General features: G+C 52.9%; 14 protein-coding genes. 2 read left to right on the top strand and 12 right to left on the bottom strand.

The genetic code is table 11. From position 1 onward, the window contains the following. Positions 1–2: 2 nt before the first annotated feature. Entirely contained in the window at positions 3–398 is a 396-nt protein-coding gene (rpsF, locus tag DW47_RS0111435; protein ID WP_029686553.1) for a 30S ribosomal protein S6, read from the bottom strand. Between the two features lie 267 nt (positions 399–665). On the opposite strand from rpsF, the gene DW47_RS0111430 reads away from it, so the two are divergent. After that, on the top strand, positions 666–1,124 hold the full coding sequence (locus DW47_RS0111430; RefSeq protein ID WP_161606704.1) for an Ivy family c-type lysozyme inhibitor: 459 nt from the start codon (positions 666–668) through the stop codon (positions 1,122–1,124). Positions 1,125–1,206: 82 nt separating this feature from the next. Beyond that, a complete protein-coding gene (gene bsmA / locus DW47_RS0111425; protein ID WP_051150917.1) occupies positions 1,207–1,536 on the top strand; it encodes a biofilm peroxide resistance protein BsmA in 330 nt (109 codons plus the stop codon). 25 nt (positions 1,537–1,561) lie between these two features. Here bsmA and rlmB read toward each other — a convergent pair whose 3' ends face one another. The 11 genes from rlmB to mutL form a co-directional block, all read right to left on the bottom strand. Further along, a complete protein-coding gene (gene rlmB / locus DW47_RS0111420; protein WP_029686550.1) occupies positions 1,562–2,296 on the bottom strand; it encodes a 23S rRNA (guanosine(2251)-2'-O)-methyltransferase RlmB in 735 nt (244 codons plus the stop codon). Between the two features lie 70 nt (positions 2,297–2,366). Further along, positions 2,367–4,880 carry a ribonuclease R gene (gene rnr, locus DW47_RS0111415; RefSeq protein WP_029686549.1) on the bottom strand — a complete coding sequence of 838 codons (2,514 nt, stop codon included), beginning with the start codon at positions 4,878–4,880 and terminating at the stop codon, positions 2,367–2,369. 14 nt (positions 4,881–4,894) lie between these two features. Further along, entirely contained in the window at positions 4,895–5,338 is a 444-nt protein-coding gene (gene nsrR, locus DW47_RS0111410) for a nitric oxide-sensing transcriptional repressor NsrR (RefSeq protein ID WP_029686548.1), read from the bottom strand. 195 nt (positions 5,339–5,533) lie between these two features. Then, positions 5,534–6,832 (bottom strand): adenylosuccinate synthase, encoded by a 1,299-nt coding sequence (locus DW47_RS0111405; RefSeq protein WP_029686547.1) that lies wholly within the window; start codon positions 6,830–6,832, stop codon positions 5,534–5,536. A gap of 125 nt (positions 6,833–6,957) precedes the next feature. Next, positions 6,958–7,146, bottom strand: a complete 189-nt coding sequence (locus tag DW47_RS17015; protein WP_071846642.1) for a DUF2065 domain-containing protein — start codon at positions 7,144–7,146, stop codon at positions 6,958–6,960. Between the two features lie 58 nt (positions 7,147–7,204). Next, on the bottom strand, positions 7,205–8,209 hold the full coding sequence (gene hflC, locus DW47_RS0111395) for a protease modulator HflC (protein ID WP_029686545.1): 1,005 nt from the start codon (positions 8,207–8,209) through the stop codon (positions 7,205–7,207). Beyond that, positions 8,209–9,456 (bottom strand): FtsH protease activity modulator HflK, encoded by a 1,248-nt coding sequence (hflK, locus tag DW47_RS0111390; RefSeq protein ID WP_029686544.1) that lies wholly within the window; start codon positions 9,454–9,456, stop codon positions 8,209–8,211. The genes hflC and hflK overlap by 1 nt, the downstream gene beginning before the upstream one ends. A 92-nt stretch (positions 9,457–9,548) precedes the next feature. Next, on the bottom strand, positions 9,549–10,829 hold the full coding sequence (hflX, locus tag DW47_RS0111385; RefSeq protein WP_029686543.1) for a ribosome rescue GTPase HflX: 1,281 nt from the start codon (positions 10,827–10,829) through the stop codon (positions 9,549–9,551). Between the two features lie 73 nt (positions 10,830–10,902). Then, a complete protein-coding gene (gene hfq / locus DW47_RS0111380) occupies positions 10,903–11,202 on the bottom strand; it encodes an RNA chaperone Hfq (protein WP_029686542.1) in 300 nt (99 codons plus the stop codon). Between the two features lie 98 nt (positions 11,203–11,300). Beyond that, a complete protein-coding gene (miaA, locus tag DW47_RS0111375) occupies positions 11,301–12,251 on the bottom strand; it encodes a tRNA (adenosine(37)-N6)-dimethylallyltransferase MiaA (RefSeq protein ID WP_029686541.1) in 951 nt (316 codons plus the stop codon). Beyond that, complete coding sequence (mutL, locus tag DW47_RS0111370) at positions 12,244–14,148, bottom strand: DNA mismatch repair endonuclease MutL (protein WP_029686540.1); 1,905 nt, start codon at positions 14,146–14,148, stop codon at positions 12,244–12,246. Before mutL ends, miaA begins: the two co-directional genes overlap by 8 nt. Positions 14,149–14,153: the final 5 nt, after the last annotated feature.

The following is a 14,153-nucleotide window of genomic DNA, read 5'->3' as shown; positions in this document are numbered from 1 at the left end:
GATTACTCTTCAGAATCCTCAGCATCTGAGCTATCAGAGGTTTCGTTAGCGAAGTCTTCACGACGATCACGACGTTCTTCTTTCGCTTTAACCATCGGAGATGCTTCAGTTACCGCGTTTTTAACGCGCATAACCATGCTACGGATAACGGCGTCGTTGAAGCGGAAGTTAGTTTCCAGCTCATCGATCACGCTCTGCGGAGCTTCTACGTTCAGCAGAACATAGTGTGCTTTGTGCAGTTTGTTGATCGGGTAAGCCAGCTGACGGCGGCCCCAGTCTTCCAGACGATGGATCGTGCCTTCTGCACCAGTGATAGCACCAGTGTAGCGCTCGATCATGCCAGGAACCTGCTCGCTCTGGTCAGGATGGACCATAAATACGATTTCGTAATGACGCATCGGTTGCTCCTTACGGATTATTCAGCCTCCTGTCAGGGTCAGCCGCGGCCCATGGAAGCAAGGAACGTGTTTAAGTACGGCTGAAAAAATTGACGCGTAATAATACTTATAGCGGGCGGGAAACTCAAGCAAATAAATCAGCGCCGTGCCGTTTAGGACAGCCCGCTGACACAAATGCCTCAAACCACAGAATCCTCCGGATTTGACAGCAAAAATGCAATTAACCGATATAATCAGCAAAGACCCTATAACATCTGTGAGGTTACCGTGAAGCGACTGTCCCTTACCCTACTGCCACTACTCCCTGCCCTGTCATTTTCTGGCTATACCTTGGCAGATACTCCACGACTCAGCGATATCATCAAAGATCCTGCCACCGCTAAACCCTTTGCCGCGCTGATCGCCAACCAGCATCTGCCGAGCTGGGTCAAACAGGGCGGTGTCGAATCACCGATGCAGCAGGTGACTCTAAAGGGCCAATCCTATCAGGTCTACAGCACCTGTCAGCCTCACCACTGCGGGCAGCAGAAATTTGCATTGCTGTATTCGCCACGCCATCAGCAAATGAGCGGTCTGTGGCTACGCAGCGATGAAGACGGAAAACGAGAAACTCTACAATGGCTGAAGATCAGTGATGAACTGTCGATTGATGGGAAAACAGTGCTGTATGCGGCCCTGACCGGCAGTTTGGAAAATCATCCGGCGGCATTTAACTATCAGCCTTAAACGGTGGCAGGGAAGATCCACTGTTGCGCAGTCACGCTTTTCGGCGATACTGATATCTTGTCCTCTGCCGCCGGAAAATCCTATGCGCCCGTTTCTGTTATTGCTGCCACTGCTGCTGTCCGGTTGCACCCTACTGACGCCGACACCAGAGCCGCGTCCGCCGCTTAAGCCTTACGCTCAGGAACTGAGTCTCGGCATGACGCTCGATTTATGCAAACTGCGCTCGGTACAGGTTATGGTGCACGGTTCACCCGATGATGCACAACGGGCCATCGCCGCACAAGCGAATCAGGCAGGTGTGCGTTGGTATCGAATTATCATGATCACGGAGACGGTGATCCCAGGAAGGTGGTACAGCGAGGCTATTTTTTACGGTACCCAACCTCATCGCTGTGAAGTGACCGCCCCGTAACTTGACGGGACGGCCAACCAGGAAGTTATCCCTGGCGCTGGCGGACGGCCTCAAACAGACAGATGCCGGTCGCGACCGACACGTTCAGTGAAGAGACACTTCCGGCCATCGGAATACTGATCAGTTCATCACAGTGTTCACGGGTCAGACGACGCATCCCCTCACCTTCAGCGCCCATCACCAGGGCCATCGGGCCGGTCATTTTACTCTGATAGAGGTTATGGTCCGCTTCACCAGCGGTTCCAACGATCCACACATGGTATTCCTGTAACAGCCGCATAGTCCGGGCCAGGTTAGTGACCCGAATTAACGGTACGGTTTCCGCCGCTCCACAGGCCACTTTCTTGGCCGTGGCGTTCAGGGAAGCTGAACGATCTTTCGGGACAATCACCGCATGGACACCAGCCGCATCGGCGCTGCGTAGGCAGGCACCCAGGTTATGCGGGTCAGTGACACCATCCAGAATCAACAAAAACGGTTGCTCAAGCTTTTCCAACAGATCAGGGAGGTCACCTTCCTGATAGTGACGGCCAGGTTTGACCTTCGCCAGGATCCCTTGATGGACAGCGCCATCGGCCTGGTTATCCAGCCACTGGCGGGTCGCAACCTGTACTACCACACCCTGCGCTTCCAGTGCCGCCACCAGAGGTTGCAGACGGCGGTCATCGCGTCCTTTCAGAATATATACTTCCTGAAAACGCTGAGGGTCACGCTCCAGCAGGGCTTCAACGGCATGAATGCCAAAAATTATTTCGCTCATAACTCAGTTCGATGGTTAGACGTTAAATGCCGGCTCCCTGCCGCACTCTGGCGGCAGGGAGAGCGGGTAATCAGTCTGACTGTTTGGTCGCAGACTTCTCTTTTTTAGCTGCACGCTTCGCTTTGGTGGCGGCAGCAATCTTACGGGTTTTCTCCGAAACCTTTTTTACTTTCTTCGCCGGCGCGCCCGCAGTGGTGCTGGCCGGGGTCTGGCTATTATCGGTCACGGATTTTTTCTTCTTACCGCGCTTTCTAGCAGGTTTCTTACTGTCATTGCGGAAAGCACTGTCCGGCTCAAAGTTAGCCCCATTACGCACTTCACGACGACGTTTTGAGGTCGTCGAAGTGGCTTTTTTGGCATTATCTTTGGCGGTTTTACCTGGATTACGCGGCTGGCGCTGGCTAGAAATCAGGGCAAAATCGATTTTACGCTCATCAATATGCACTGCTTCCACCCGGACTTCGACGATATCACCAAGGCGGTAAGTGCGTGCACCGGATTCACCGATCAGTCGCTGACCGATAGCATCGAAGCGATAATAGTCGTTATCCAGAGACGAGACATGCACCAAACCATCGATAAACAGGTCGTTGAGACGAACAAAGAACCCGAAACCGGTGACACTGGAAATCACGCCGCTAAAGCTGTTCCCCACCTGATCCTGCATGAAGTCACATTTCAACCAGTCGGCAACATCACGGGTGGCTTCATCGGCACGACGCTCGGTCATTGAGCAGTGTTGCCCCAATTGCAGCATCTGTTGCATATCATAGTGATAACCGCCAGTTGGAGTGGTGTTCCCCTCCAGCTGACCGGCATTTTTCGCCAGTAGATACTTGATCGCACGGTGCAGCAACAAATCCGGATAACGGCGGATTGGCGAGGTAAAGTGCGCATAAGAGGTCAGCGCCAAACCAAAGTGTCCACGGTTTTCTGGGTCATAGACTGCCTGCTTCATCGAGCGCAGCAGCATGGTTTGCAGCATTTCCGCATCAGGACGGCCCGCGATCTTTTCCAGTAATTCTGAGTAATCCAGCGGAGCAGGCGTTCTGCCACCGGACAAGCTCAGGCCCAGCTCACTCAGTACCGTACGGAAGCCTTTGATGCTATCTTCGGTCGGACGGTCATGGTCACGGAACAGTGCCGGTTCCTGATATTTTTCAACAAAGCGTGCGGAGGCGATGTTCGCTAAAATCATACACTCTTCGATCAGTTTATGGGCATCATTACGCGACGCTCTCTCCACACGTTCGATACGACGCTCGGCGTTGAAGATGAATTTTGCTTCTTCGGTCTCAAATGAAATGCCGCCGCGCTGCGCACGGGCCTGCTCCAGGACCTGATACATATTGTGCAGCTCCTGCAGATGACCGACCAGCGGCGCATACTGTTCACGCAGCTCTTCATTGCCCTGCAGAATACTCCACACTTTGTTATAGGTCAGACGAGCATGGGAGTTCATCACTGCTTCGTAGTGCTTGTAACCACTGAGCTTACCGCTGGCGGAGATCGTCATCTCACAAACCATACACAGGCGATCAACCTGCGGGTTGAGTGAACACAGGCCGTTTGACAGCACTTCCGGCAGCATTGGCACGACCTGAGACGGGAAATAGACCGACGTGCCGCGCTGTTGCGCTTCGTTATCCAGTTCAGTACCCGGCCGCACATAATAGCTGACGTCAGCAATGGCTACCCACAAACGCCAGCCGCCGCCGCGTTTTTTCTCGCAGTAGACCGCATCATCAAAGTCACGGGCATCTTCGCCGTCGATAGTGACCAGCGGTAACTGACGCAGGTCAACGCGTCCTTGTTTGGCTTGCTCCGGCACCTGCTCACTGAGCGCGGCCATCTGCTCGGAAACGGCTTCCGGCCAGTCGTGGGGGATCTCATGGGTACGCAATGCCATATCAACGGCCAGCCCAGTGCCCATATTATCGCCGAGGATCTCGACGATACGCCCTAAAGCTTTATGGCGGCGGTTACCGCGTTTTTCGATTTCCACCACCACTACCGCGCCCATACGGGCATTGAGGGTGTACTCCGGCTCAATCAGAATATCAAAGTTAAGGCGGCTGTCATCTGGCACCACATAGCCAGCACCGGCATCGACAAAGTAACGGCCAACAATCTGGTTATTGCGAGGCTCGGCCACCCGCACCACCCGTGCGTCACGGCGACCACGACGGTCTGAACCGCCGGTCTGTGCCAGAATAATGTCACCATGCATGCATAGCTTCATCTGTTCTGCCGACAGATAGAGATCATCTTTGCTGTCTTCGAGACGCAGAAAGCCGTAGCCATCACGATGGCCAATCACTTTACCGCGCAGTAGATCAAGGCGTTCCGGCAGGGCGTAGCACTGGCGGCGGGTAAATACCAATTGACCATCACGCTCCATGGCGCGCAGGCGGCGGCGCAGAGCTTCGGTGCGTTCTTCACCGCTGATGTCTAATTCCTGCGCCAACTCATCACGGCGGGCAGGTTTATCGCGCTTTTCTAAATGCGCGAGGATAAATTCTCGGCTTGGGATCGGATTATCATATTTTTCCGCTTCCCGTTGCTCAAAAGGATCGTGTGACATAGGTACCTCCGATGTCATGAATGTGTAGTTACCACAGCGGCATCCGTGATAAGAATTTTATATAGATCGTTGTTATCTTTAACGATATCCGCGAGCGTATAAGTGTCCAGTTCCCTAAGAAATTGTTCCATTGCTTTATGTAACGCTGCTTTTAAACGGCAGGCCGGGGTAATAGCACACTCATCACAATTGACTAACTGCAAGGGTTCCAGCTTCCTGACCACTTTACCCAGATTAATTGCCTGTGCAGGCATGCCGAGCCGAATACCCCCATTTTTACCGCGACTGGTATAGATAAAGCCTTCACGACTCAGTTGGTGAATCACTTTAACCATATGGTGACGGGAGACTCCGTAGATCTCCGTGACTTCAGTAATATTGGTCATTTTACCTTCCGGTAAGGTGGCCATATAGACTAATGCACGCAGCGCGTAATCGGTAAAGCTGGTTAGATGCACGGTTTCCTCGGTATATGTGCCGCACAGTTTCTGTACGGTAAGTCAGCAAAAAGCCCTCTGTGTACTGATAATAAACCAGAGTCCGTTTTTGCGGAGAATTATTTAAGTAACCGATAAACCTGATCAGCAAACGAAGGGAGAAGACAGACAATACCAGAAAAGACAAAGGCCGGAAACAATCCGGCCTGAGTATGATTATGCATCAAACGGGTCGCGTAGGATCATCGTTTCACTGCGATCAGGGCCGGTTGAAATAATATCAACCGGAACGCCTGTCAGCTCTTCAATGCGCTTGATGTAATCATGGGCAGCCTTCGGCAGACCTTCCGGCGTTTTCACACCAAAAGTGCTCTCTTTCCAGCCTGGCATTGATTCGTAAATCGGTTCAATCCCTTCCCAACCTTCCGCTGCCAGCGGAGTGGTGGTCACTTCACGGCCATCTGGCATACGGTAGCCGACACAGATTTTCACCGTGTCTAATCCATCCAGAACATCCAGTTTTGTCAGGCAGAAGCCAGACAGCGAGTTGATTTGGACGGCACGGCGTACCGCGACAGCATCCAGCCAGCCAGTACGACGGCGACGCCCGGTAGTCGCACCAAACTCGTTCCCTTTCTGACCCAAGTATTCGCCAACATCATCAAATAGTTCAGTCGGGAATGGGCCACCACCGACACGGGTGGAGTAAGCTTTAACGATACCCAGTACGTAATCCACGTAACGCGGGCCCAGACCTGAACCGGTTGCCACGCCACCAGCAGTGGTATTAGACGAGGTCACATACGGATAGGTGCCATGGTCGATATCCAGCAGGGTGCCTTGTGCCCCTTCGAACATCATCAGATCACCGCGCTTACGCGCGTTGTCCAGCAGTTCAGAAACATCTACGACCATACCGGTCAAGATATCGGCAATTGCCAGCACGTCATCCAGAACTTTCTGGTAATCGACTGGGTCAACTTTGTAATAGTTGACCAGCTGGAAGTTGTAGTACTCAACAATTTCTTTCAGCTTAACGGCGAAGGTGTCTTTATCAAACAGGTCACCGACGCGCAGACCGCGGCGGGCCACTTTATCTTCGTAAGCAGGACCAATGCCGCGTCCTGTGGTGCCGATAGCCTTATCGCCACGCGCTTTTTCGCGGGCCAGGTCCATCGCAACATGATACTGAAGGATAAGCGGGCAGGCTTCGGATAACAGTAGACGGTCGCGTACAGGGATGCCGCGATCTTCGAGGCCTTTCATCTCTTTCATTAAGGCTTCAGGTGACAATACTACGCCGTTACCAATAATGCTGGTGACGTTTTCGCGTAAAATACCTGATGGAATTAAGTGGAGGACGGTTTTTTCACCGTTGATGACAAGTGTGTGACCGGCATTGTGGCCGCCTTGGTAGCGGACAACATAATTAGCACGTTCAGTCAGAAGATCTACGATTTTACCTTTGCCTTCATCACCCCATTGGGTGCCAAGGACGACAACGTTCTTACCCATTTTCCAAAACCACCGATTGCTTAAAAAAGGATTCTACCATCTGAAATGGTCGCTTTCAGCATTTTTAGCACACGATTGCGCAGTTTTTTGCTGAATTTTTATCTTATGCGCCGGATCAGTGGCCCTCAATGGCTGGTCATATAGAAGATAACAATCCCTGCCACCACTAGCCCACCCCCAAACCGCCTCAGTAACCGGTCTGGTAGCCCCGTCACCGAAGCGATAAACTTTCGCCAGCCACCGGGAAATAACATCGGCCCGAGACCTTCGAGGATCAAAACCAGCGCCACGGCGCTCCATATTGTTGTATTCATCACTCATTTCCATAAAAAAGGCCGGCGAATCTGCCGGCCCCAATTAGTACCGTCCTGATCAGCGACTGCTGGTCACAGGAGATTTCATATATTTTAAGAAATCACTGTCTGGGCTCATAACGATCACATCACGGTTACCCTTGAAACTGTTCTCATAGGCGGTCAGGCTACGCATAAAGGCATAGAAGTCCGGGTCTTGGCTGAACGCATCGGCGAACAATTTAGCCGCCTGAGCATCACCTTGCCCACGGATGATCAGTGCTTCACGCTGAGCTTCCGCCAGTGTTGCAGTGACCTGATAATCGGCCTGAGCACGGATTTTTTCCGCTTCTTCCTGCCCCTGAGAGCGCTGGCTACGGGCGACGGATTCTCGTTCAGCCCGCATACGGTTATAGATAGCATCCGACACTTCAGCAGGCAGGTTGATCTGCTTGATGCGGACATCAACCACATCGATCCCCAGTGCCGCCATACTGTTCGGATTCACCGCAGCGACCTTGCCTTGCGTCTCCTGCTCTACCCGGGCCGCCGCACTGGCGATGGCATTGTCCGCCGCAGGCGTCTGCACATCATCATCGCTGCCGGCACTGCCTGTGTTGAGTGCGTCCCGCACATCAGTGGTCAGACGCCCGCGGGAGTCCGTCACGATGTCTTTCACATCCAAGCGGCCAATCTCCGAGCGCAGACGGTCGCTAAACTTACGGCGCAACAACAGCTCGGCCTGAGACATATCTCCACCACCGGTAGCCAAATAATAACGACTGAAATCACTGATCCGCCACTTAATATAGGAATCGACAATCAGATCTTTTTTCTCTTTGGTAACAAAGCGGTCTGCCTGATTGTCCATGGTCTGGATACGGGCATCGAGGGTTTTTACTGTTTCAAAGAAAGGTACTTTAAAGTGCAGCCCCGGGCCATAGACCTTCGGTTTGTTATCACTGTCGCGCAGAACTTTACCAAAGCGCACCATGATCCCCCGCTGCCCTTCCGGCACGGTAAACACTGACGAAAATAGCCCTACCAATACCACAACGGCTACTATCATTACTGAATTACGCATTATTCTTCTCCTTCACGCACGCCGTCGTTACGCAGAGCATTAGCCCGGCGCTCATCCATCACACTTTCCACCCCAGACGAGGGCTGCGAATGTCTGGCACTGACTCCAGCAGAAGAAGAAGAAGGCGCTTTCATCGGCGGCACAGTAGTCTTCGCCGACGGTGTCACGCTTACGGCGTTGCCGCCCTTCAATAATTGATCTAAAGGTAACACCATCAGGTTATTGCCTTTATCGCTGACAATCACATTACGGGTCTGCGAGAGAACCCGCTCCATCGTATCCAGATAGAGACGTTCACGGGTGATCTGAGGAGCTGCTTTATATTCCGGTAAAATTTCGGAGAAACGTGCCACTTCCCCCTGGGCTTCAAGCACAGTACGCTCTTTATAGGCTTTCGCCTCTTCCAGAATACGCTGTGCCTGACCATTCGCTCGCGGCTGCACTTCATTGGCATAAGCCTCAGCTTCACGCACATATTGCTCACGGTTTTCTCGAGCAGCAATGGCGTCGTCAAAAGCGGCTTTCACCTCTTCCGGCGGACGAGCGGCCTGGAAGTTTACATCCAGTACACTGATCCCCATATTGTAAGGGCGAATAGTCTCTTCGATTTCACGCTGCGTTTCACTGCGCACCACGGTACGGCCTTCGGTCAGGACACGGTCCATGGTCGAGCGGCCAATCACGCCACGTAACGCACTGTCCGTTGCCTGACGCAGGCTTTCATCGGCATCATTCACCGCATAGAGATATTGTTCCGGATTGGTGACCCGGTACTGCACGTTCATCTCAACCCGCACCACGTTTTCGTCGGAGGTCAGCATCACTCCGGTGGTCGCCAATTCTCTGACCGCTTCCACATTGACGGCACGCACATTATCGATAAAAGTAGGTTTCCAGTTCAGACCTGGCTCCACCAGATGACTGAATTTACCAAAACGGGTAACCACACCGCGCTCAGCTTCACCAATAGTATAAAAGCCGCTACCTGCCCAGATAACTACCGCAACCACCACCACAATACCGGCAATTTTACCGGCAGCAGGCCCTGGGCGCTGATCAGAGGAAGAGCCGTTACCGGATTTCCCCGGCTTGCTAAACTTACGGCTCAATTTGCGAAACAGATCGTCCAAATCAGGCGGTCCCTGCTCACGCCCTCCGCGTTTTCCCCCAGAGTTATTGCCTTTATTGCTGTTGCTTCCCCAGGGGTCGCGGTCCTGTCCGTTATTACCGGGCTGATTCCACGCCATGCTTATACTCCATTTATCATAATTATGGTGCTCGTTGTCGGTGCGGCGGTATCGAAGGTCAAGATACGCTCTTCAGGTATTGAAAAATAAAATCAAACAATATAACCAATGACAGCGGGTTCCTGCTTACACATCCGGCGCCAGTCTACGATTGGCATCCGAATTTGCAGGCCAGTACTTCCGTCGTCTTCATTCCACTCTTTTTCGATCGCCTGTAACTGGTAAAAACGGCTACGAATTTTGCCAGCCTCTGGAGGCAGACGTAACTCATACTGTGCAATCTCACCGGCCAGACGTTCGGATAATGCCTGCCACAGCAGCGGCAGCCCTGCACCGGTCTGTGCTGATAACCAGACACGTACCGGAACATTCTCTTCATTGCGATCGATGCGTGGCTCAAAGCCGTCCAAACAATCGATCTTATTCATCACCAGCAGAAACGGGATCTCATCGGCTTCGATCTCCGCTAATACCTCATCGACCGCCTCGATATTCTCATCGACGCGCAGATCCGCGGCATCCACCACATGCATCAGCAAAGATGCTTCGCGGGTCTCCTGCAACGTGGCTTTAAAGGCCGCCACTAAGTCGTGGGGCAGATGACGGATAAAGCCGACGGTATCAGCCAGTACCACATCTCCGACATCGGTGATATGCAACCGCCTTAAGGTCGGGTCGAGGGTGGCGAATAACTGATCTGCTGCATAGACATCGGCGGCAGTCACTGCATTGAACAACGTCGATTTACCGGCGTTGGTGTAACCCACCAGCGATACAGTGGGAATATCAGCTTTAGCACGGGCCTGACGTCCCTGCTCACGCTGTTTCTCAACTCGGCTTAAGCGTGACAAAATCAGGCTGATACGGTTGCGCAGTAAACGGCGGTCCGTTTCCAGCTGGGTCTCCCCAGGACCACGCAGACCGATCCCCCCTTTTTGTCGCTCCAAGTGGGTCCAGCCGCGCACCAAGCGGGTTGCCAGATGGCGTAACTGAGCCAGCTCGACCTGTAATTTCCCTTCGTGGGTACGGGCGCGCTGTGCAAAAATATCCAGAATCAGTCCGGTACGATCGACCACGCGGCACTGACAAACCGCTTCCAGGTTACGTTCCTGGGCCGGAGATAAGGCATGGTCAAATAAGACTACCGAGGCGCCGGTGACTTTGACGGCATCAGCGATTTCTTGCGCCTTACCTTCACCGACAAAATATTTAGGATGGGGGGCTTTCCGACTTCCGGTGATCACCCGCAGTGATTCGACACCCGAGGAAGAAACGAGTGTTTCAAATTCCTGTAAATCTTCCTGATCGCGATCTTGGCTAAACCAGATATGGACCAGTACGGCCTGCTCGCCAGCTTCATAACGCTCAAACAAGCGAAAACCTCTCTTTAATATAAAAAAACAGGGTGGAGACGCATTGCCCCCGCCCCTGTATTACGGTTGCAAATTACTCTGCACTGTCACCGTCTTGTTGCGACTGAGTGGATGCAGTTCCGTTATTATGATAGTGACTGCCACCCGTAGGTGCATTGGTATGGTGAGATACCGGACGTGAAGGAACAACTGTAGAGATAGCATGTTTGTACACCATCTGGCTGACAGTGTTTTTTAACAGAATAACAAACTGATCAAAGGATTCGATTTGACCCTGCAGTTTAATTCCGTTCACCAGATAGATAGAAACCGGTACACGTTCGCGACGCAATGCGTTTAAAAACGGGTCTTGTAATGATTGCCCTTTAGCCATTATTTCTTTTCCTTATAGGTTTGTTGTTTATTATTTCAGAACCAACAGTTAAAAAATTGCGAAAATTTTGCGCACGGTAACCTATCAATTGTACACAATCACCCGATGTTAGCACTAACTACCTTCATTATTGCGTCCTCTGCTTGCAGGGGCTGATCACTGTCTAGCCAGTGAACATTCTGCCAGCCACGCAACCAGGTAATCTGTCGTTTTGCCAACTGACGGGTAGCACAAACGCCGCGAAAAACCATCTCGTCATAGCTGATTTCATCCGCAAGCCATGACCACATTTGGCGGTAACCTACGCAACGCACGGAAGGCATATCTGTATGCAAATCTCCACGCGCGAATAATTCCCGCACCTCGTCCTCAAATCCCGACGCTAGCATCTGCTGAAAACGTAACTCAATGCGCTGATGAAGCAGTTCACGGTCCGCCGGAGCGATCGCAAATTGTGTCACATCGTAAGGTAACGCTTCACCGGATGTTTTTGTCAGGCCAGTTAAAGTTTTACCCGAAATATAGAAAACTTCCAGTGCCCGAGACAGTCTCTGCGGATCATTAGGATGAATACGATCGCCCGCATCAGGATCAATGCGACATAGCTCCTGATGCAGCGCTTCCCACCCCTCATTGGCCGCCCGTTCTTCTATCTGACGGCGTATCTCTGGATCCGCAGCCGGCAGCGGCGACAGCCCTTCAAGCAGGGCTTTAAAATAGAGCATGGTTCCGCCCACCAGCAGGGGGATCTTTCCGTCACGGGTGATCGCTTCCATTTCCCGGAGGGCATCACGACGGAACTCTGCCGCTGAATACGCTTCTGCGGGATCACGGATATCCAGTAAACGGTGAGGGGCCAGAGCCAGCTCTTCAGCAGAGGGCTTCGCTGTGCCGATATCCATCCCTTTGTAGATCAGTGCCGAATCAACACTGATAATTTCTACCGGTAGCTTCTGGCGCAGGGCAATCGCCTGAGCGGTCTTACCGGATGCCGTCGGTCCCATCAGAAATATCGCTTTTGGTCGTACGGACTGTTGTTTTTCACTCATGTTTCAACGCTTCAAATACATTGGTTAAATCCACTGCCTGTAATAATCCGGCAGGCGGTGATGCCACCAGAGCAGGCATTAGCCGCTCTAAATCTGCCAGTAAAGCAATAGCCTGTGAGTGATTCCATTCGGGATGTGTAGGTTGACAGCGAAGTGCCAGCCACTGGGCGAGTTGTCCCGCACCGATCTCTGACTGTTGGGAAAGATAGCCTAACAGTTCCGGAATCAAGTTTTGTAAATTTTGTGTGCGCAATGGTAAAGGCACCCCGCGCAGGGTGATATGCCGGGTATCGCTGGCGAAATCCAGTCCAATCTGGTCTAGCAGGTCTCGATGTGCAGTCAGTGCCTGATGCTCTTGCTTATCCGCCGCGAGCCGTAAAGGGATCAATAACGGCTGTGAGCGGAGCGGCTGGTCATCGCAGTGTAGCTGCGCCTGTACCAGCCAGCGCGCGGCCACCGGTAGCGCAATCAGGCTCAGCCCCTGCCCATGTTCTGTCAGAGCGTAACCTTGCTGCAATACCGTCAGTACCCGACCGAAGCTGCTGACATGGGCCGTAAGAGGATCGGCAACCTCATCTGATCTAGCCTGTGAAACCTGACTGATCGCTGCTGCAGTTCCCCTGGGCTTAGCTTCGCCAGCCGGTATATGGGCCGCCTGTGATAGCATCTGCTGATAAACCCGCCCTTCTCGCGCCTGATAACGGGGGCTGTCATAGTTGGCCTGCGCTTGCGAAGGGTAAACAGGCTTTTCGCTGCGTCCGCAGTCACTGGATGGCGCAGATCCGGCGGCAGATGGCTGGGCAGGTTGCCTTGCCTCATCTGTAAACAGATTCCCCCCTGCCGCGGTGCGGTTGACCGCTCCCGCTGGCGGGATCGCCTGTGTCTCGGGCGCTAATTGGGCGGCACTTTGCAGGGCTGTCAATACCCCTTGGTAAATAAAGTCATGCACCAGTCGCGACTGATGAAAACGTACTTCGTGTTTGGCGGGATGCACATTGACATCCACCTGATGGGGATCGATCGTTAGGTAAAGCACATAGGCAGGCTGCTGATCTTCTCCCAAGCTGTCCTGATAAGCCTGACGGATAGCGTGATTGATCAGCTTATCACGCATCATACGTCCGTTAACGTAGCAGTATTGTAGCTCAGAGAGCTGTTTGGCGCCCTGCGGGTCGGCGACCCAGCCACTGAGGCTTAATGAGTCGTGCTGCCACTCTAGTCGTAGCGCATGTTCCAGAAACAGGTTGCCGCAGATGGCGGCCAGCCGGCGTTCTTGCTGCTTTTGACCCGTTGCCGCCCGATAGTGGCGGACCCTTTTACCGTTATGACTCAGTGAAAACTCCACATCAAAACGGACCAGCGCTATGCGGCGGATCACTTCATCAATATGGGTAAACTCGGTTTTTTCTGTGCGTAAAAATTTACGCCGTGCAGGGGTATTGTAGAACAAGTCCAGCACTTCAAGGGTGGTGCCACAGGGATGGGCTGCCGGTTTTAGTGAAACGTCCATTTCACGGCCTTGAGCATACGCCTGCCAAGCATCGGCTTGGGACTCCGGCCGTGAAGTCAGGGTCAGGCGTGAAACCGAACTGATACTGGCCAGCGCTTCACCGCGAAATCCTAGGCTCATGATCGCTTCCAGATCATCCAGACTGGTGATCTTACTGGTCGCATGCCGTGCCAACGCCATCGCCAGTTCCTCACGGGAAATACCACAGCCGTTATCGCGAATGGCAATGCGCTTAGCACCGCCTTTATCGATATCTACCTCGATACGGGTGGCCCCCGCATCGAGGCTGTTCTCTACCAGTTCCTTCACCACCGAGGCCGGCCTTTCCACCACTTCACCGGCTGCTATCTGGTTCGCCAGCTGAGGCGGTAATATTTGTATTGCCATTGCCA

This window comes from Tatumella saanichensis, from assembly GCF_000439375.1.
GTDB lineage: Bacteria > Pseudomonadota > Gammaproteobacteria > Enterobacterales > Enterobacteriaceae > Tatumella > Tatumella saanichensis.
The sequence above is the reverse complement of the archived record's forward strand: the minus strand, read 5'-3'. Positions and strand labels throughout refer to the sequence as shown.

Excerpts from the sequence above, each read along its gene's own strand:
- bsmA (WP_051150917.1), top strand. The coding sequence starts at position 1,207 with ATGCGCCCGTTTCTGTTATTGCTGCCACTGCTGCTGTCCGGTTGCACC.
- hfq (WP_029686542.1), bottom strand. The coding sequence starts at position 11,202 with ATGGCTAAAGGGCAATCATTACAAGACCCGTTTTTAAACGCATTGCGT.
- hflK (WP_029686544.1), bottom strand. The coding sequence starts at position 9,456 with ATGGCGTGGAATCAGCCCGGTAATAACGGACAGGACCGCGACCCCTGG.
- DW47_RS17015 (WP_071846642.1), bottom strand. The coding sequence starts at position 7,146 with ATGAATACAACAATATGGAGCGCCGTGGCGCTGGTTTTGATCCTCGAA.
- miaA (WP_029686541.1), bottom strand. The coding sequence starts at position 12,251 with ATGAGTGAAAAACAACAGTCCGTACGACCAAAAGCGATATTTCTGATG.
- rlmB (WP_029686550.1), bottom strand. The coding sequence starts at position 2,296 with ATGAGCGAAATAATTTTTGGCATTCATGCCGTTGAAGCCCTGCTGGAG.
- mutL (WP_029686540.1), bottom strand. The coding sequence starts at position 14,148 with ATGGCAATACAAATATTACCGCCTCAGCTGGCGAACCAGATAGCAGCC.
- hflC (WP_029686545.1), bottom strand. The coding sequence starts at position 8,209 with ATGCGTAATTCAGTAATGATAGTAGCCGTTGTGGTATTGGTAGGGCTA.
- rnr (WP_029686549.1), bottom strand. The coding sequence starts at position 4,880 with ATGTCACACGATCCTTTTGAGCAACGGGAAGCGGAAAAATATGATAAT.
- DW47_RS0111405 (WP_029686547.1), bottom strand. The coding sequence starts at position 6,832 with ATGGGTAAGAACGTTGTCGTCCTTGGCACCCAATGGGGTGATGAAGGC.
- rpsF (WP_029686553.1), bottom strand. The coding sequence starts at position 398 with ATGCGTCATTACGAAATCGTATTTATGGTCCATCCTGACCAGAGCGAG.